The organism is Corynebacterium sp. 32222D000AT (assembly GCF_053546955.1).
This window is the reverse complement of the sequence record NZ_JBPPVW010000004.1, coordinates 83,931-101,836: the sequence shown is the minus strand read 5'-3', so window position 1 is coordinate 101,836 and position 17,906 is coordinate 83,931. Positions and strand designations below refer to the sequence as shown.

Below are 17,906 nucleotides of genomic sequence, written 5' to 3'. Positions count from 1 at the left end.
GGTGAGCGCGAAGGGTTCATGGGAGGGGCGACAACCGTACCATCCCGGGCGCTTTGACGGGTAGGCTCGGGGGCATGGACGATATCAAGCTGACCTCATTCGCAGCAGGCGGCGGTTGCGCCTGCAAAATCCCCGCCGGCGAGCTCGAATCCGCCGTCGAAGGCCTGGTGGGCCACGCGGACCCGAACGTCATCGTCGGCCTGGACGCCGGCGACGACGCCGCCGCGGTCAAGATCCAGGACGGGCTGGCCGTCATCTCCACCGCCGACTTTTTCACCCCGATGCTCAACGACCCCTATGACTGGGGCCGGGTCGCCGCGGCGAACGCGCTGAGCGACGTCTACGCGATGGGCGGCACGCCCGTTACCGCCATCAACCTCGTGGGGTGGCCGCGCGAGGTGCTGAGCCTGGACATCCTGCGCGAGGTGCTGCGCGGCGGCATGGACGTAGCCGAGCAGGCCGGCATTTCGATTACCGGCGGGCACTCTATTACCGCGCCGGAGCCGCTCTACGGGCTCTCGGCCACGGGCATCGTGGACCCGGACAAGCTCATGCACAACGATTCCGCCGAGGCGGGCCTGCCCATCACCCTGACCAAGCCCATCGGCGTCGGCATCCTGAACAACAAGCACAAGGCCACCGGCGAGGCCATCCCGTCGGCGGTCGAATCCATGACCACGCTGAACCGGGAGGCCGCTCAGGCCGCCACCCAGGCCGGGATCAAGGCCGCGACCGATATCACCGGCTTCGGCCTGCTGGGCCACCTGTACAAGATGTGCCGGGCCTCCGGCATCGCGGCGGAGATTGATCAGTCGGCCGTGCCCGCCATCGACGGCGCCCGCGAGGCGTTGGCCGACGGCTTCATCCCCGGCGGCTCCCGCCGCAACCTGGACTGGGTCCGCCCGCACCTGGACGGCGGCGAGGCCAGCGAGGAAGACCTCATCTTCCTGGCCGACGCGCAGACCTCCGGCGGCCTGCTGCTCATCGGTGAGGTGCCGGGCTACCCGGTCATCGGCCGCACCGTGCCGGCTACCGGCGAGGCCCTGATTAGCGTGCGCTAGCGGCCCAGCTTATTTTTCAGCTTGCCCAGCAGACCCGGCTTGGTCTGCTGGGTTTTGTTGTCCATGCGCGGGCCGGTGACGTGCTCACCGCGCTCGAAGACGAAGGTCATGCGCGCGCCGGTGCGTTCCGGCTCGCCGACCAGGCGGTGGCCGGCGGCGGTGGCATCGTCAGGCACGTTGCGGAAGGCCTGCGGGCAGTCGGTGGTGATCTGCAGCTTCTGCCCCGGGTCCATGTCCTGCAGGGCGCTCAAAGTCTGGATAACCGGGTAGGGGCAAGATTCGCCGCAAAGATCCAGCTCGAAATCAGGTAGCTCGTTCACTAGTTGTCCTTTCCGTACTGGGCGTCGAGGCGGCCGCGGCGGTCGGTGCGCAGCGGAGCCTGCGCCAGCCACCACAGGCCGAGGGCGGCCAGCGAGGCGATGAGCGCCAGCCACGGGCCCCAGGATTCGTAGAAGTTGAATTTGATGGCGTTGGCCACCAGGGCATCGTAAATGCCCCAGTGATCCCAGCCGTAGGCCAAGACGGTGGCGCCGATGATGTTGCCGGCGAAGGCCACCCAGGCAACCAGCTAGCCCTCCATCGCGCGGTACATCATGCCGGTCTCGCAGGCGCCGGCGAAGATGATGCCGATGCCGAAGAGGAAGCCGCCCAGGATGGTGCCCCAGCCGGCCGGCTTGGTCAGCGGGGTGGCATCCGTAAGCAGCAGGACCGCGAAGGTCACGACGACGGCGGCGGCCAGACCGATGATCAGCGAGTCCGCCAGCTTGGTCTTCTTGGTCACCCACAGGTCACGGAACGCGGCGGTAAAATAGATCTGGCCGCGCTGGATGAGCACGCCGAAGGCCAGGCCGAAGAGGACGGCCACTCCCAGCAGCGGCTGGCCGGAAGCGAAGTAGACGACGGCGATGACAAGCGTCACGATGGTCACGGCGATGCCCAGCCAGCGCTTGCGCTGCAGCTGCCGGCGCACGTCCGCCAGGCCCACCTTGGGCGTGTTGATCGGCTTGGGCTTGGAGGGCCCGCGCCACCACGGCATTTTGATGATCTTGACGCCCACGGCCGTGCCGACCGCGGTCATGATGGTAAACAGCCAGGCGTGCAGGGAGAACTGCGGGATGCCGGTGAACATGGCGGCGAGGTTGCAGCCAAACGCCAGGCGGGCGCCGAAGCCGGCGATGATGCCGCCGCACAGGGCCTGGACCCAGCGGCGCTTCAGCGGCGGGATGCGCCAGCGGAAATCGCCGGCGATGAGGGCGGCCACCAGGGAGCCAATGAGCATGGCGACGACGATCCAGCCGTCGGTGCGCTGGAGGGGGTTGCCCTCCATGGTGGTGACCTCCTGGTAGTACTGCCAGGACTGGATATCTGCGCCCAGGGCCTCGACCAGGTGGCCGCCCAGGCGGGTGAACTCGCCGGTCACTGCCCAAACAGTGCCGGTCAGAAGGAAGTAGAGACCACTGAGCACGCCCAGGATGGCGAACACGGGTCCAGGGGCAAGGCCTACGCGGCTGCGATAGAAGGCGTCGTACGAGCGCTTGTCATAGGACGACTTCGTGCGGGGAATAGTCACGAATATGCAATCTTTCATTCGGTTGTAGCTCGTGCCGAAGGTTCTGTCCCACCTTGGGCACACGAGCCAACGTTATGCCGCCCTTTGACAGGGCTGACAAACCGAAAACTCAGACTGCGCTGTCCCCCGCTAATCTGGGGTGACGACCGAGCTATCCAAGCCCTGCTCCGCCCGCCGCGCGGCGGCGCGGCGCTTCTGCGGGCCGATGGTCGTCATCGGGTCCTTGACCGCCTCCAAACCCGCATTCAGCACGCCGAAACGCGTGCACGCCGAGCCGGCCAGCAGGCTCAGTCCGGAGGCGACCGCGCCCCACCGCGACTTGGTTAGCGCGGAAATCGCGGTGCCCACTCCCCCGGCGGCGATGAAGTACTCGGAGGCCTTCATCAGCTTGCCGGGCGTGCCCTTGTGCAGGGTCTCGCGCGGCTCGGGCTCCATGTTTTCTTCCATGACGCGGGTGGCGACCAAGTCGCTGACCGCGGCCATCATGCCCAAGGCACGGGCCGGGCCGGCGAACTGCTGCGGGGTGGTCACCATCGCCAGGCCGGAGGCCGCCGCCGAGGCCGAGGAGACGAAGACGAAGGCCAGGTGCCGCTTCGTGTCGTTCCAGGTCGGGTTCGAGGTGTTGCCCAGCAGCACGGCGGTGTAGCCGGCCAGCGGGCCGCCCAGTACACCGGCGACGACGCCGGCCGGGCCGGCCGCGCCGTGCACGGCCTTGCGCGCGAACTTCGGCAGGGGGACGCGGCGCCCGGTGGCATCGTCGAGCTCGGACAGAGCTGGCAGCGAGGCCGCCGTGGCGAAGGTAGCCAGGATCCAGGAACCGATGCTCATCGGCGAGGTCACCTTGAACACGCGGAACATGTTGAGCAGCCGCTCCGGGCGGCCCAGGTCGAGCACCAGGCAGACCGAGCCGGCCGCGGCTGCGCCGAAGGCGGAGATAGACGTCGAACGCCGCAGCGCTCGGTTGCCGGTGGCCTGCGCGCCCAGCGACAGCAGCGCCGAACCGCCGGAGACGCCGCCTAGGAACAGGTAGACGCCAATCGGCCACTCCCACGGCGGGGCCTTGACCACGGGCTTGCCGTAGTAGGAGGAGAACTCGAAGTCCTCCGCCATCCGCTGCTCCTTGGAGCCGTCCTGCGCACCGGCGCCTACCTTGCCGCGCTTCTTGCGCTTCGGCTTGGTGCCGTCGAATTTCTTGTAGCGGTTAGCCCGCTCCGGCTGCGGGGGCCGGTATTCGTCGTATGCGCTCACTTCTTGCCTCCCAACACGAAGGATCCCGCGACCGCCAGCGCCATCGCGCCGATGGCCTTAGCTGCTGTCTTGTACATCTGCGGCAGATCCGCAGTAGGCACGCGCGGATCCGGCGGCAGGCCGTAGACCTCCGGCGAATCCAGCAGCAGGAACAGCGAGCCGGTGCCGCCGACGCCGTCCTCCGAGTTCGCCCCGTAGAGGCGCGCCTCGTGCAGGCCCTGCGCGTGCAGCTCGCGCACGCGCTCCTGGGCGGCGGCGAGCATGTCGTCGTAGGTGCCGAACTGGATGGAATTGGTCGGGCAGGTCTTCGCGCACGCCGGCTCCTGCCCCATCTTTAGCCGGTCGTAGCACATGGTGCACTTCTGGGCCACGCCCAGGTTTTTCACCGGCATGGGCTGGCCCGCGGTGTGGTCGTCGCCCTGCGGTTTAAGCTGCTTGAGCTTGGCCAAGACGTTGACGCCCGCGTGGGGGTTGTCCTGGTGATCGACGGTGGCGGTCTTGTCCGTCTTCAGGGTCACGCCGCCGTCGTCGCGGCGCTCAATCACGCCGAACGGGCAGCCTGCCACGCAGGTACCGCAGCCGTTGCAGACGTCGTCTTGGACGACCACGGTGCCGAACTCGGTGCGGAAGAGCGCGCCCGTCGGGCACACGTCCAGGCAGCCGGCGTGGGTGCAGTGCTTGCACACGTCCGAGGACATCAGCCAGCGGAAATCCGAAGTATCCGGCGGGGTGGTGTCAATCTCTGGCTCCGCGCCGCCGATGGTCGGCATGCCCAGCGAGATGAGCTTCCGCCCCTCCTCGCGGGCCTCCTGGATGCGGTCGTCGCCCTGCTCCACGAACGCCACGTGGCGCCAGGTATTCGCCCCCAGCGCGCCGGTGTTGTCGTAGGAGTTGCCGGTGAGCTCGTAGCCCTCGACGGGGTTACGGTTCCACTCCTTGCAGGCGACCTCGCAGGCCTTGCAGCCGATGCACACGGAGGTATCGGTGAAAAACGCCATGCGCGTGTATGAGTCATACCCGTGGGAGTGCTCGGTCAGCGCGTTGGAATTAGCGCCCAAAACGTCAGTCACCTAGAACTCCTTTCCTTCGTCGTCCGCCACGTTGCCGGCGGTCCGGTCCGTGCCGGTGCCGCCGTCCTCGTCGGCATTTTTGGACTCGATGGTGAACTCATCGAGCACGTCGACCAACTGGTTGCCCGAATCCAGGTCCAGGTTGGCCCGGCGCTGGTATTCGTGCAGCAGCTCCAACTTGGCCTGGCCGCGCGGGCGGCGGCCCGGCTGGATATCGCAGGCGCCGATCTTCGAGTTCTGGATGAACACGTTCGGCTCCAGCGTAAGCCCCAGCAGGTCGTTCGGGCCGTCGCCGGCCACCACCGCGTTGTTGGAATCGCCGTAGTGGAACGGCAGACCCAACTGGTGGAACTCCTGGCCGTTGATGACCATCGGCTCCATGCGGTCGGTGACCAGCACCTGCGCCTCGATCACGCCGCGCGGCGAGACAATCGTGGCCCAGCCGCCGTTTTCCAGGCCGCGCTTTTCTGCCAGGGCCTTGGAGACCTCGCAGAACAGCCCCGGCTGGAGCTCCGCCAGGTACGGCAGGCGGCGCGACATCGCACCCGAGGTGTACATCTCCGTCAGTCGGTACGTGGAGAAGACGAACGGGAAGACCTCGGATCCCGGCGTGCCGGCCTCCGGCTTCGACAGGTTGTCCGGGCGCTTGATGGTCAAGCGCGTCGGCGACTGCTGCTGCTTGTACAGGATGTTGCGCACCGGAGACTCATGCGGCTCGTAGTGCGTCGGCAGCGGACCGTCCGACAGGCCCGACGGAGCGAACAGCCAGCCGCGGCCGTCGGTCTGCATGATGAAGGCATCCGTGCCGTCCAGGGCAGCCGGGCCCACCGCGTCGATGGGCGCCTTGTAATCCGGCGGCAGCGTGGCCGGGAAGTCCGGCACGTCGTCGCCGGCCCACTTGCCGGCCTCGGCGTCCCACCAGATGTACTTCTTGCGCTCCGACCACGGGGTGCCGTCCGGCGCCGCCGATGCCCGGTTGTACAGGATGCGGCGGTTCGCCGGCCACGCCCAGCCCCATTCCAGAGCGACCTCGTTCTGCTCCGAACCCGGGACCTTCTTGGCCGAGTGGTTGATGCCGTCCTTGTAGACGCCGGTGTAGATCCAGCAGCCACCCGAGGTAGTGCCGTCCGACTTCATCTCCGTGAACGCCGGCAGCAGCTGGCCCTTCTTCGGGCCGTCCAGGTAGTAGCCGTTGATCTCCTTGAGGATGTCCTCCGAGTGCGGCTCGCCTTCCTCGTTTTCCTCGTAGTCCCACGCCAGCGCCTGGATGGCGCGGTCGCGCGGGTCGGTGGAATCCGCCAAGCGCTCCTTGATCTTCTTACCCAGCTGGTAGAAGAACCACAGCTCGCTGGTGGCGTCGCCCGGGGCATCGACAGCCTTGAAACGCCACTGCAGCATGCGCTGCGTCTGCGTGAAGGTGCCGGCCTTTTCCACGTGGGTGGCCGCCGGCATGAGGAAGACCTCCGTGCCGATCTCTTCCGTCTTGAGCTCGCCGGTCTTAATCTCCGGGGAGTCGTGCCAGAAGGAGGCGGTCTCGATCTCCTGGAAGTCGCGGACCACCAGCCACTTCAGCGCGGCCAGGCCACGGCGCTGCATGCCACCGTTGGACTGCGCCACCGCCGGGTTCTGGCCGAAGACCAGGTAACCCTCGACCTGCCCGTCGAGCATGCCCATGAGCGTCTCGTAGGTCGAGTGCGCCCCGGAGATGCGCGGCATCATGTCGAAGCCCCAGTTGTTGTCCTTCGTGGCGTTGTCGCCGAAGTAGGACTTCATCAGGGACACGGCGTAGTTTTCACCGATCTGCCAGAAGCCCTTCGAGCCCGGCTTGGCGAAGTTGGCCACGTAGTTGTCCCAGCCGTCGTCCTGGACGTGCGGCATCGGCAGATAGCCCGGCAGGTTGTTAAACAGCGTCGGGATATCCGTCGAGCCCTGGATCGAGGCGTGCCCGCGCAGCGCCATGATGCCCGAGCCCGGGCGGCCGACGTTGCCCATCAGCAGCTGCAGGATAGCCGCCGTGCGGATGAACTGCGCGCCCAGCGTGTGCTGGGTAAAGCCCAAAGCGTAGGCGAAGCACGTCGTGCGATCCGGCTTGGAGTTATCCGCGATCGACTGCGCCAGGTAGTAGAAGTCCTCCTGCGAGATACCGCAGGTCTCCTCCACGATCTCCGGCGTGTAGCGCGCGTAGTGACGCTTGAGAATCTGGAACACCGAATTCGGGTGCTGCAGGGTCTCGTCGCGCTCCACGTTCCACGCCTGGCCCTCATCCTTCTTGACGTACTGCCACGAGTCGTTGACGTACTTGCCGGTCTCCGGGTCGAAGCCGGAGAACAGCCCGTCCAAGTCCTCGGTGTCCAGGTAGTCGTCGCTGATGATGGTCGGCGCGTTGGTGTAGTTGACCACGTAGTCGTGGAAGTACAGATCATTGTCGATCATGTACTTGATCAACGCACCCAGCAGCACCACGTCCGTGCCGCCGCGGATACCGATGTGTCGGTTCGCGAAGGCAGAGGTACGCGTGTACCGCGGGTCCACGTGGATGATGCGGGCACCACGCTTCTTGGCCTCAACCACCCACTGGAAGCCCACCGGGTGGCACTCGGCCATGTTCGAACCCTCAATGACGATGCAGTCCGCATTCGCCATATCCTGCAGCGGCTGGGTTGCGCCGCCGCGGCCAAACGAAGTTCCCAAACTGGGAACGGTGGCGGAGTGTCATATGCGGGCCTGATTTTCGACCTGCACCGCGCCCGTGGCGGTAAACAGCTTCTTAATCAGGTAGTTTTCCTCGTTATCGAGCGTCGCCCCGCCCAGGCCTGCCACGCCCATGGTGCGGTTGAGCGGACGGCCGTAATCGTCCGTGTCCTGCCAGCCGTTGCGGCGGGACTCCAGGTAGCGGTCCGCGATCATCTCCATCGCGGTATCCGTGTCCAGGTCCTGCCACTCGGTGGCATACGGCGCGCGGTACTTGATGGTGGTCAGGCGGGACTCGGAGTTGATCAGCTGCTCCGAGGCCGAGCCCTTCGGGCACAGGCGGCCGCGCGAGACCGGCGAATCCGGATCGCCCTCGATCTGGATAACCTTGTCATCTTTAACGTAGACGCGCTGGGAACAGCCCACCGCGCAATAGGGGCACACGGACTGGACAACCTTGTCCGCCTCCGCGGTCCGGCCGTGCAGGTGCTGGCTCTTGGCGGACTGGGTATTCACGTCCCGTCCGAAGGCGTCACCCGAGCGGAACTGGCGCACGACAGGCCAGTTGAGAGGGCTAAATTTAGACATGTCCTCAATCTACGGCGCAGACCGCCCGATTTCCAGAAAGGCTATCCTAATTAAGCCCTGTTAGAGCCACTGCCACGGCTTTTAGTTGCCGCGTCAACTTCCGGCGTTCTAAACCGGATCGTAGACGCGCACGCGCAGCCCGTAGCCACCGCCGTCCAACGCGACCATCTGCGGGATAAAATCCTCCGGCCGCGGATGGTCGGGCAGCTCTTCGAGGTAGCGCTTGTGCTCGCTCAACGATGCCACCCCACCAGCCACCGCTTCCCCACTCAGCGTCTGCACGTGGGTACTGTCCGGGTCGTTAGCCACCAGCAGCCGCTGCGCCTTGTGGGCCGGCAGGTCTAGGTCCTGGAAGATCCAGGGGTTGTCGGCGTCCCGGATGGCGTCAATCGTGGACACGCCCACCGCGCGGTGGTCGACGTGGTTGAGCCCCCAGCGCGCCTGCAGGCCGAACATCATGATGGCGACGGTATCCGGCTTAAACTTCCGGATCTTGGCGGCGATGGCCCGGCGCACCGCGTGCGAGTGCTCCACCAGCCCGTCCGGGAAGTCCAGGATCTCTAGGTCCTCGACCCCGACGGCCGCGCAGGCGCGCCGTTGCTCCTCCGCGCGCAGCGGGCCGCATTCCTCCGGCGGCAGGCTCCTAATCCCGGCCTCGCCGGCGGTGACCAGCAGGTAGGCCACCTCCTTGCCGGCGTCGGTCCATTGCTTGACCGCGCAGGAGATGCCGTACTCGGCGTCGTCCGGGTGCGCTACCACCACGAGAATGCGTTCCAGCTGCGAATCATCCAGTGTCTCCAGAGCCATATCCCCATTCTGCCAGGAGTTTCGGCGGCCGGCTAGGGCTTGCGGGATTGTGCTATTGACCTGCCAGGGTCTAAGGTGGAACAGGCAATTTAAAGAACTACCCTGTCTATTTTTCCTAACCTAGTCGGTTCATTTCTAAAGAAGGTTTCTCATGTCCTCTTCCACGCCATCGTCCGCGGCCACGCCCGCCGACGATAAGAACACCCGCGGCTCCTCCGGCCTGCCCAAGTGGGCCACCGGCTTCGGCGCCCAAGTTATCGCCGGCCTGATTATCGGCCTCATCCTCGGCTTCATCGCCGCCGGCATGGGCGGCACCTCCGAGGATCCCAACTGGCTGACCTCCCTGCTCACCGGCGTCGGCTCCGCCTACGTCCAGCTACTCAAGGTCATGGTGCCGCCGCTGATTTTCGCCGCGGTCATCACCTCGGTCGCCAACCTGCGCAAGGTTGCCAACGCCGCCTCCCTGGCGATTTCCACCCTCATCTGGTTCGCCATCACCGCCCTGATTTCCGTAGTCATCGGCATTCTCGTCGCCGTCGTCATAAAGCCGGGCGTGGGCACCACCGTGGACGCCTCCACCGCCGAGGAACCCAGCAACGTCGGCTCCTGGCTCGGCTTCCTCCAGTCCATCGTCCCGGAAAACTTCATCGGCCTGGGCGCTTCCTTCAGCGACAACGAGGTCTCGCTGAGCTTCGGTGCCCTGCAGATCCTCGTCGTCTCCCTGGCACTGGGCATCGCCGCCGTCAAGGCCGGCAAGGCCGCCGACCCGTTCCTGAACTTCACCGAGTCCTTCCTCAAGGTCATCCAGGTCGTGCTGTGGTGGATCATCCGCCTGGCACCCATCGGCACCGCCGCGCTCATCGGTAAGGCCGTCTCCTCCTACGGCTGGGACGCCCTCGCCTCCCTGGGCAAGTTCGTGCTTGCCATGTACGTCGGCCTGGCCCTGGTCATCCTGGTCGTCTACCCGGCCGTGCTGGCCTACAACCGCATCCCGGTCATGGGCTTCTACAAGCGCGTTTGGCCCGTGTTCTCCCTGGGCTTTGTCACCCGTTCGTCCATGGGCGTCATGCCGGTGACCCAGCGCTTTACCGAAAAGGCCATGGGCGTGCCGCGCGAATACGCCTCCTTCGCCATCCCGCTGGGCGCGACGACAAAGATGGACGGCTGCGCCTCCATCTACCCGGCCATTGCGGCCATCTTCGTCGCCCAGTTCTACGACATCCCGCTGAGCCCGACCCAGTACCTGCTCATCATCTTCGTCTCAGTCATCGGCTCGGCCGCCACCGCGGGCACGACCGGCGCGACCGTCATGCTGACCCTGACGCTGTCCACCCTGGGCCTGCCGCTGGCCGGCGTCGGCCTCTTGCTGGCCATCGAGCCCATCATCGACATGGGCCGCACCGCCGTCAACGTCACCGGCCAGTCCGTGTGCGCCACCATCGTCGCCAAGCGCGCGGGCATCCAGGACAAGCAAGTCTGGGACGCCGCCGAGCACGGCGTCGGCGATATCATCGAGCCGTCCAAGCAACCTGCCGCCTAAGCCGGTACCGCCCAAGCCCCCTCCTGGGGGCTTTTTTCATGCCTTACACCCCCTTGATGAACCCTTCGCGGTCACCAGCACGACCCGGCTGCACCAGAATCTGCTCCCGGTGAGCGCGAAGGGCGCACCCGGCCAGCCGCCAGGCACCAATCCCCCTTCATGAACCCTTCGCGGTCACCAGCACGACCCGGTTGCACCAGAATCTGCTCCCGGTGAGCACGAAGGGCGCACCCGGCCAGCCGCCAGGCACCAATCCCCCCTTCATGAACCCTTCGCGGTCACCAGCACGACCCGGTTGCACCAGAATCTGCTCCCGGTGAGCGCGAAGGGCGCACCCGGCCAGCCGCCAGGCACCAATCCCCCTTCATGAACCCTTCGCGGTCACCAGCACGACCCGGTTGCACCAGAATCTGCTCCCGGTGAGCACGAAGGGCGCACCCGGCCAGCCGCCAGGCACCAATCCCCCCTTCATGAACCCTTCGCGGTCACCAGCACGACCCGGTTGCACCAGAATCTGCTCCCGGTGAGCGCGAAGGGCGCACCCGGCCAACCGCCAGGCACCAATCCCCCTTGATGAACCCTTCGCGGTCACCAGCACGACCCGGCTGCACCAGAATCTGCTCCCGGAGCGCGAAGGGCGCACCTCTAAATGTCTTCGGTGTGCAAGTTGCTGCCCTTGGCGGCGTCGGTGCGACCGTGGACGAGGTAGTAGACGCAGCCCGCCACCACGATGAGGCCGGCGAGCAACCAGTACATGGCCGAGTAGCCGGTAGAAGAAATGAGCATGCCCAGGAAGATCGGGCCGAGCCCCACACCCAGGTCGAGGAAGAGGAACATGGTGGAGATGCCAACGCCCATCTCCTCACGCTTGACCAGCCGCACGGAAATCGCCTGCACGGCCGGCATGATGGAGCCATAACCCAAGCCGACCAGCGAGCCCGCGAGGACCACGTGCCAGTCGGCGGTCGCCGTGGCCAACAGGGCGAGGCCAGCGATAAAGCCCGCCAGCGTGATGTAGATGACACTGTTGTCACCGCGCCGGTCCTGGAGACGCCCCAGGAAGAAGCGCATGGCAAAGGTCATTAAGGCATAGGCGATGAAGAACAGCCCGGCACCGGCGGTCAGGCCGGTCGCGTGCGCATAAGAATTAAGGAAGGTCACGACGCCGGTGTAACCGATGCCGACTAGGAACATGAACACGCCAATGGGCGCGACCCGCGGGTGGACCACCGCGGCCAAGGTGAACTTCGGCCGGGAGTCGCGGTTGCTTTCCGGAACCTTGAGGAACAAGGCGACGACAAGATCGATGATGGTCAGCGCGGAAACGACCACGAACATCGTGGTATACCCCGGCCCGTTGGCCAGAAAGAGGCCGATGGCCGGGCCGATCGCCGTCGCCAGCGTGGTGCCGAGGGCGAAATAGCCGGTCCCCTCGGCGCGCTTGCGGTTCGGGATGACGGCTTGCGCCACGGCCATAATCGCCGTGGAGGTCACCGCGTAGCCCACACCGTGCACGAAGCGAACGGGAATCAGCACCGCCAGCGAATGCGCCGGGAAATACAAAACACAGCTGACTACAACCAGTACCAGGGACACCAAGAGCGAGGACCGGCGGCCGACGGCGTCGACTACGTAGCCGGAAAAGAGCCGGGCCACGGTGGCGCCCACGACGAAGGAGCTAGCAGCGAAGCCGCCGGCGGTATCGGAAGCACCGAATTGGGTGACGGCATAGACCGCCATCGTGGTGATCAGGATGTAGAAGACGAGGAACTGCGCGAAGTTTACGATCCACGCGAGGATAAAAGTCGGGTTGAAAAGCTTGTCGTTGTCGGCATGCGTTACGGACGTATGGGTCACCTTCTTGAGTTGTGGCAAGCTGCACGCGGCAGCGGGAATTATTGGAACCGAAATACTTTATCAGTACCACTTAGCCGCCCAAGCACTGCCTCACCGACGACAAGACCTAGGCGAATACCTGCTGGAACTAGTCGAAGACCTGCTGGCAGCACAAAACCCCGGCAGGCGCGGGGCCTGCCGGGGTGTGCTATTTAGACGAGGAAGTGTTTACTTCTTGTCCTGGGTGCCCAGGCCGTCGGTGTCGATCTGCTCCTTGCGCAGCTCCTCGGTGTGGCGCTGGGTCTCGGTGACCTGCTCCTTGTTGAGGTTGATCTTCTCGACCGGGACGGTCTGCTTGTCAACGTTGAGGCGCTCCTCGTGCAGGGTGACGGAAGCTTCCTCGGTGTCGCCGTCCTTGATCTCGCCGGTGAAGTTAGCAGCCTTTTCCTCGGAGATCGGGGTGCGCTCGACGCGGACCTCTTCGTGGGTAACCGGAACCTCGACGGTCTCGGTGTCGGTGACGACGTACTTGCGCAGGCGAGCCTCGCCGGAAGCAACCTTTTCCTTGTTGACGTTGAGCTGCTCCTCGGAACGGATCATGGAGCCGTCATTGTTAGCAGCGGTGCGGTCGTCGGTAGCAGCCTGGCGCTCGGTGGCTGCGGCCTCGCGGTCAGCAACGTTCTTGTCAGCAGCGTGCTCGCCGGCAACCTTCTTCTCGTCGGCAGCGGTGCGCTCGCCGGCAACGCCAGCGCCTGCAACACCTGCGCCGGCGCCAGCACCAGCGACACCAGCGGTACCGGCGTTGGTGCGGTCCTGCTCGCGGTTAACGTCGCGGTTGGTGTCGCGGTACTCGGTGCGGTCCTCGGCCTGCTCCAGGCCGTAGTGACGGAAGATGTCGTTCTGCTGTTCCGGGGTCAGTGCGGAGTCGGAATCGAAGTCCGGGGCATCCTTGATGCGATCCTTGGAAAATGCCAGACGCAGCTCGTCACCGTTGAAGTCGTGGCCGCGCAGCGGGACCAGGCTGCTGTTCATGCCGAACAGACCGTGCTTGACGTCCACGAAGGTGGGCTTACCGGTGTTGTCGTCCACGAAGATCTCGTTGACGTCGCCGAGCTTCTCGCCGTCCTTGTCGTAGGCGGTGGCGTTGAGCAGGTCCTTGATGTCCTTAGACATAGTCACACTTTCCTCTCGGTTAGTTATTGGTAATTTCGTCTGTCGGAATCACACGGCCTACACCCGTGATTTGCTTTCTTATCACCGGCGTAGTTAACTTATTCGCTTTTCCGTGCTGCCACCCAAGGTACGCGTCCAGCTCAATATCGCCATGAAAACGTCTGTGTTTTCCATGAATGGCCGCGAAATGGGAACGTTATCGCAGGCCAGAACTTTGATAACAAATCGGCTACATTTGATTCGCGCCCGATGTTAACAGTGTCTCGCGTCGCATAAGTGTCGTTTATGGGGTCTCCGACACGCTACCCCCGCGGTCCGGCGGCCCAGCGTTCCCACCGCTGAAACGACTCACTCCAGCCCGGGCACACCGACTAAACTAGAAGGAACTGAGTCCGCCGGCCCCGAGCTAGAAAGTCCGTCCCTCCATGTTCAACCACTCCGGCGCCGCCGCCCATGCCGTGACCGGCATCATCAACTACATCCGCTCCCGGCGGCTGACCACTGGCGATAGCCTCCCCTCTGAGGCAGCCCTGTGCGAGGAGCTGGGCTGTTCCCGCTCCAGCGTGCGCGAGGCGGTACGCACCCTGTCGAGCCTGGACATCGTCGAGGTGCGCCACGGCCACGGGACTTATGTCGCGGACATGTCCCTGTCCCCCATGGTCACGAGCATGGTCTTCCGCATCGTCTTGGACACCGACCACTTCCTCGAGCGCCTCCTGGACGTGGTCAATACCCGCCAGGCCCTCGATCTGTGGATGACCGACGACCTGGTCAGCCACTACCGCGGCGAAGACATGTCCCAGCTACAAACTATCGTCGAGGGCATGCGGGCCCGGCGCGCCAAGGGCGAGTTGTTCACCCGCGAGGACCGCGCCTTCCACGCCCAGCTCGTCTCGGTCACGTCCAACCCCCTCATTAAAGAGCTTTCCGATGCCTTCTGGCAGATCCACATGGCCGTCCTCCCGCACGTGCGGATCGCCCTGTCGGAAAACCTCGACCTGACCGTCGAGGCCCACCAGGACATCATTAACGCCCTTTATGCCGGCGATGCCGAAGCCTACCGCCGCGTCGTCGTCGAGCACTACTCACCGCTCAAGCGTGCCATCGACCGACACACCATGGGGCACCGCTCTAGCGCGCGCCCGAGCTAGGCATGCAAAAGCCCGGCCGCGGAAGCAAGGTTCCGGCGACCGGGCATCGTCAAGCAGGGTTTAGTGCTGCCCCTCTGCGATCTCCTCGACCAACTTGTCGTTGAAGGCCGGCAGATCGTCCGGCGTGCGAGAGCTGACCAGACCCTGGTCGCAGACGACCTCGTCGTCAACCCAGGTAGCGCCCGCGTTGCGCAGGTCAGTCTGTAGGGACGGGAAGGAGGTCAGGGTGCGGCCCTTGAGCACGTCCGCATCCGTGAGGATCCACGCGCCGTGGCAGATGACGCCGAGCGGCAGGTAAGCATCGACGTGCTTGCCCACCAGCTCGACCGCGTCCTTGTCCATACGCAGCGCATCCGCGTTACCGGTGCCGCCGGGCAGGATGATGCCGTCGAAAGACTGCCCCTTGGCCAGGGACGTCGTGGTGTCGACGTCCACCTTGGTGCCGTTCTTGCCCTCGATGACGCCTGCCTTCGGCGCGATAATCTTCACGGTCGCACCCGCGTTCTTCACGGCCTCGACCGGGGAGGTCAGCTCCGAATCCTCAAAGCCGTCAGTCGCGATAACCGCAACGGTCTTGTTGGACAGATCAGCCACAACAATCACTCCTTGAAATTCGAAAGTAACTTACGGTCCCCGATCGTAGGCGCCATTTTTCGTTCTTGCAGAAGCCCTCCGCACGGGGCGAATCTGGGCCCAGAAGAATTACACTTCGATGCCCGCGGCCTGAGCCACCTTCCGGTACCCGGCCGCATGGTCCGCGACGCTGGCGTGGGCGTTGAGGCCGCTCGGGTTGTCGAGCACAAACAAACGGGTGCCCTCCCACGGCGAATCCTGCTCCCCGATGACTGCCTGGGGCAGTTTAAAAGCCTTGCGGTAGGCGGTAATCCCCAGCACGGCCACGACCTTCGGGTGGTGTGTGCTAACGACGTCGTCCAGGCGTGCCGGGGCCTGGAGCAGCTCGTCGGTGGTTAGCTCATCGGCGCGGGCGGTCGCGCGCGGAACGAGGTTGGACACGCCGATGCCGAGTTCTTGCAGTTCGGCGAAATCGGCGTCCGCGTAGCCGCCCGAGGCATCGAATTGGTGCGTGGTCAGCCCAGCCTGGTAGAGACCGGGATAGAAGCGGTTGCCGGGGCGGGCGAAGTGCGCGCCGGTCGCCGCGGTCCACAGGCTGGGGTTGATACCAACAAACAGCAAACGCAGCGGCTCCGGCAACAGATCTGGCACGGTGGCGCCGCGGTAGGCGGCCAGTTGTTCTTGGCTAAAACGCATAGACCCCAGGCTAGTCCCGTCAGCCGCTAGACTTTGGCACCATGGCTTCCCTGTTGGTCACCGCCTTCGGTCCATTCGGGCCGAGCTCCTACAATCCGACGCGCGCGGCATTGCCGGGCATCGAAAGCGCGCTTGCCGATGCCGCCGTCACCACCGCCGTACTTCCCGTGGAGTTCGCCGCCGCGCGAAGGCAATTGCGCGGCCTCATCGCCAGCCATCGTCCAGACTTCGTGGTGTGCTTAGGGCTGGCGGAATCCCGCCGGGCGCTATCGATGGAAAAGGTGGCGGTCAATGTGATGGCCGCGCGCCTCCCGGACAACGCCGGTGCACAGCCGCTAGATGAGCCGGTCTGCGCCGGGGCGCCGGCGGCGTATTTTTCTACCCTGCCGGTGGCCGGCATGGCCGCGGCGGTGCGCCGGGAAGACCTCCCCGCGGAGGACTCCTACAGCGCGGGCACCTACGTGTGCAACACCGCCATGTTCACGGCCCTGCACGCCACGGCCGGAACACCCGCCCGCGCCGGGTTCATTCACGTGCCCCAGGCCCTCGGCGCGGAATCCTCCGCCACCGGAGCGCTCACCAATGAAGGACTCACGCAGGGTGAGATCACGGCCGGCATCGTCGCTGCCTTGCGGGCGCTGGCGACGGGTGTCGCCGAAAGACAGGACAGTACGCCTCCGCCCGCTGGGCACGTAGATTAAGGCGCTGGCCACACATAAAAAATCCGGCCCAGGAGCACACTGCCCCGGGCCGGAAAGCATCCAGGTCTAGACGTTGAACTTAAAGTCCACGACGTCGCCGTCCTGCATGATGTAGTCCTTGCCTTCCTGGCGGACCTTGCCGTGGTTGCGGGCCTCGGCCATGGAGCCGGCGGCGTCAAGGTCCTCGAAGGAAACGATCTCGGCCTTGATGAAGCCCTTCTCGAAATCGGAGTGGATAACGCCGGCGGCCTGCGGGGCGGTGTCGCCCTGGTGGATGGTCCAGGCGCGGGACTCCTTCGGGCCGGCCGTCAGGTAGGTCTGCAGGCCGAGGGTGTTGAAGCCGGCCTTGGCCAGGGTCTGCAGGCCCGGCTCGCTCTGGCCGACGGACTCGAGCAGCTCGAGAGCTTCGTCGTCGTCCAGTTCCAGCAGCTCGGTCTCGGTCTTGGCATCCAGGAAGACGCAGTCTGCCGGGGCGACCAGCTGGCGCAGCTCATCCTTCTTGGCCTCGTCGGTAAGCACCTCTTCGTCGGAGTTGAACACGTAGAGGAACGGCTTCGCCGTCATCAGGTGCAGCTCCTTGAGGAGGTCGAGGTTGACCTTGCCGTCCTTGGCGGCGGCGAACAAGGTGGTGTCGTCCTCCAGGATCTCCTGGGCCTTCTTGGTCTCCTCGACGGTCTCGGCCAGGTCCTTGTTCTTCTTGGCTTCCTTCTCCAGCCGCGGCAGGGCCTTTTCGATGGTCTGGAGGTCGGCCAGGATGAGCTCGGTGTTGATCACCGAGATATCGCTGGTCGGGTTGACCTGGCCGTCGACGTGGATGACGTTGTCGTCGGAGAAGGCGCGCACGACCTGGCAGATGGCGTCGGCCTCGCGGATATTGGACAGGAAGGCGTTACCCATGCCCTCGCCTTCGGAAGCACCCTTGACGATGCCGGCGATGTCTACGAAGGAAACCGTCGCCGGCAGAATGCGCTCGGAGGAGTAGATTTCCGCCAGGCGGTTCAGGCGCGCATCGGGAAGCTCCACCAAGCCCACGTTGGGCTCGATGGTGGCGAACGGGTAATTCGCCGCCAAGATGTCGCTGCGGGTCAGGGCGTTAAACAGCGTGGACTTGCCAACGTTGGGCAATCCGACAATTCCTAATGTAAGACTCACGTGCCCAATCCTAACGCACTGGGGGCAGGTAGCCGACAGCCGGTTGCAG

At 65.1% G+C, this 17,906-nt stretch carries 16 protein-coding genes; 4 read left to right on the top strand and 12 right to left on the bottom strand.

Annotated features, from left to right (window positions below):
* Positions 1-74 precede the first annotated feature (74 nt).
* Positions 75-1,061: a selenide, water dikinase SelD gene (selD, locus tag ACEE23_RS03590; protein ID WP_448872768.1), complete on the top strand. Its 987-nt coding sequence runs from the start codon at positions 75-77 to the stop codon at positions 1,059-1,061.
* Here the strand turns inward: selD and yedF are convergent.
* The 7 genes from yedF to ACEE23_RS03555 all read right to left on the bottom strand — a co-directional run bounded on the left by yedF (position 1,058) and on the right by ACEE23_RS03555 (position 9,035).
* The gene (gene yedF, locus ACEE23_RS03585; RefSeq protein WP_290225688.1) at positions 1,058-1,381 is read right to left on the bottom strand and encodes a sulfurtransferase-like selenium metabolism protein YedF; all 324 of its coding nucleotides are present in this window, start codon (positions 1,379-1,381) and stop codon (positions 1,058-1,060) included. The genes selD and yedF overlap by 4 nt on opposite strands.
* On the bottom strand, positions 1,381-1,617 hold the full coding sequence (locus tag ACEE23_RS03580) for a hypothetical protein (RefSeq protein WP_368519586.1): 237 nt from the start codon (positions 1,615-1,617) through the stop codon (positions 1,381-1,383). The genes yedF and ACEE23_RS03580 overlap by 1 nt, the downstream gene beginning before the upstream one ends.
* Before the next feature lie 12 nt (positions 1,618-1,629).
* Complete coding sequence (yedE, locus tag ACEE23_RS03575) at positions 1,630-2,631, bottom strand: selenium metabolism membrane protein YedE/FdhT (RefSeq protein ID WP_368519585.1); 1,002 nt, start codon at positions 2,629-2,631, stop codon at positions 1,630-1,632.
* A 129-nt stretch (positions 2,632-2,760) separates the two neighbouring features.
* The gene (gene nrfD, locus ACEE23_RS03570; protein WP_368521024.1) at positions 2,761-3,879 is read right to left on the bottom strand and encodes an NrfD/PsrC family molybdoenzyme membrane anchor subunit; all 1,119 of its coding nucleotides are present in this window, start codon (positions 3,877-3,879) and stop codon (positions 2,761-2,763) included.
* Positions 3,876-4,877: a 4Fe-4S dicluster domain-containing protein gene (locus ACEE23_RS03565; RefSeq protein WP_368521109.1), complete on the bottom strand. Its 1,002-nt coding sequence runs from the start codon at positions 4,875-4,877 to the stop codon at positions 3,876-3,878. Before ACEE23_RS03565 ends, nrfD begins: the two co-directional genes overlap by 4 nt.
* 72 nt (positions 4,878-4,949) lie before the next feature.
* On the bottom strand, positions 4,950-8,228 hold the full coding sequence (gene fdnG / locus ACEE23_RS03560; RefSeq protein ID WP_368519583.1) for a formate dehydrogenase-N subunit alpha: 3,279 nt from the start codon (positions 8,226-8,228) through the stop codon (positions 4,950-4,952).
* A gap of 108 nt (positions 8,229-8,336) precedes the next feature.
* Positions 8,337-9,035 (bottom strand): PIG-L deacetylase family protein, encoded by a 699-nt coding sequence (locus tag ACEE23_RS03555; protein ID WP_368519582.1) that lies wholly within the window; start codon positions 9,033-9,035, stop codon positions 8,337-8,339.
* Between the two features lie 151 nt (positions 9,036-9,186).
* Between ACEE23_RS03555 and ACEE23_RS03550 the strand changes: the two genes are divergently transcribed.
* Positions 9,187-10,575, top strand: coding sequence for a dicarboxylate/amino acid:cation symporter (locus ACEE23_RS03550; protein WP_368519581.1), 1,389 nt, complete (start codon positions 9,187-9,189; stop codon positions 10,573-10,575).
* 645 nt (positions 10,576-11,220) lie between these two features.
* Here the strand turns inward: ACEE23_RS03550 and ACEE23_RS03545 are convergent.
* Both ACEE23_RS03545 and ACEE23_RS03540 read right to left on the bottom strand, forming a co-directional pair.
* Positions 11,221-12,432, bottom strand: a complete 1,212-nt coding sequence (locus tag ACEE23_RS03545) for an MFS transporter (RefSeq protein WP_448872520.1) — start codon at positions 12,430-12,432, stop codon at positions 11,221-11,223.
* Between the two features lie 207 nt (positions 12,433-12,639).
* Complete coding sequence (locus ACEE23_RS03540; RefSeq protein ID WP_368519579.1) at positions 12,640-13,584, bottom strand: PRC and DUF2382 domain-containing protein; 945 nt, start codon at positions 13,582-13,584, stop codon at positions 12,640-12,642.
* Positions 13,585-14,009: 425 nt separating this feature from the next.
* On the opposite strand from ACEE23_RS03540, the gene ACEE23_RS03535 reads away from it, so the two are divergent.
* Positions 14,010-14,735 carry a FadR/GntR family transcriptional regulator gene (locus tag ACEE23_RS03535; protein WP_448872518.1) on the top strand — a complete coding sequence of 242 codons (726 nt, stop codon included), beginning with the start codon at positions 14,010-14,012 and terminating at the stop codon, positions 14,733-14,735.
* A gap of 60 nt (positions 14,736-14,795) precedes the next feature.
* On the opposite strand, the gene ACEE23_RS03530 is transcribed toward ACEE23_RS03535, so the two are convergent.
* The gene (locus tag ACEE23_RS03530; protein WP_368519577.1) at positions 14,796-15,329 is read right to left on the bottom strand and encodes a type 1 glutamine amidotransferase domain-containing protein; all 534 of its coding nucleotides are present in this window, start codon (positions 15,327-15,329) and stop codon (positions 14,796-14,798) included.
* Positions 15,330-15,437: 108 nt separating this feature from the next.
* Positions 15,438-16,004 carry a mismatch-specific DNA-glycosylase gene (locus ACEE23_RS03525; protein ID WP_368519576.1) on the bottom strand — a complete coding sequence of 189 codons (567 nt, stop codon included), beginning with the start codon at positions 16,002-16,004 and terminating at the stop codon, positions 15,438-15,440.
* A 41-nt stretch (positions 16,005-16,045) separates the two neighbouring features.
* On the opposite strand from ACEE23_RS03525, the gene ACEE23_RS03520 reads away from it, so the two are divergent.
* Positions 16,046-16,705 (top strand): pyroglutamyl-peptidase I family protein, encoded by a 660-nt coding sequence (locus ACEE23_RS03520; RefSeq protein ID WP_368519575.1) that lies wholly within the window; start codon positions 16,046-16,048, stop codon positions 16,703-16,705.
* A gap of 66 nt (positions 16,706-16,771) precedes the next feature.
* Here ACEE23_RS03520 and ychF read toward each other — a convergent pair whose 3' ends face one another.
* Positions 16,772-17,857: a redox-regulated ATPase YchF gene (gene ychF / locus ACEE23_RS03515; RefSeq protein ID WP_368521023.1), complete on the bottom strand. Its 1,086-nt coding sequence runs from the start codon at positions 17,855-17,857 to the stop codon at positions 16,772-16,774.
* Between the last annotated feature and the right edge of the window lie 49 nt (positions 17,858-17,906).

Excerpts from the sequence above, each read along its gene's own strand:
- ACEE23_RS03535 (WP_448872518.1), top strand. The coding sequence starts at position 14,010 with ATGTTCAACCACTCCGGCGCCGCCGCCCATGCCGTGACCGGCATCATC.
- ACEE23_RS03565 (WP_368521109.1), bottom strand. The coding sequence starts at position 4,877 with ATGGCGTTTTTCACCGATACCTCCGTGTGCATCGGCTGCAAGGCCTGC.
- selD (WP_448872768.1), top strand. The coding sequence starts at position 75 with ATGGACGATATCAAGCTGACCTCATTCGCAGCAGGCGGCGGTTGCGCC.
- ACEE23_RS03540 (WP_368519579.1), bottom strand. The coding sequence starts at position 13,584 with ATGTCTAAGGACATCAAGGACCTGCTCAACGCCACCGCCTACGACAAG.
- ACEE23_RS03520 (WP_368519575.1), top strand. The coding sequence starts at position 16,046 with ATGGCTTCCCTGTTGGTCACCGCCTTCGGTCCATTCGGGCCGAGCTCC.
- ACEE23_RS03550 (WP_368519581.1), top strand. The coding sequence starts at position 9,187 with ATGTCCTCTTCCACGCCATCGTCCGCGGCCACGCCCGCCGACGATAAG.
- ACEE23_RS03525 (WP_368519576.1), bottom strand. The coding sequence starts at position 16,004 with ATGCGTTTTAGCCAAGAACAACTGGCCGCCTACCGCGGCGCCACCGTG.
- ACEE23_RS03555 (WP_368519582.1), bottom strand. The coding sequence starts at position 9,035 with ATGGCTCTGGAGACACTGGATGATTCGCAGCTGGAACGCATTCTCGTG.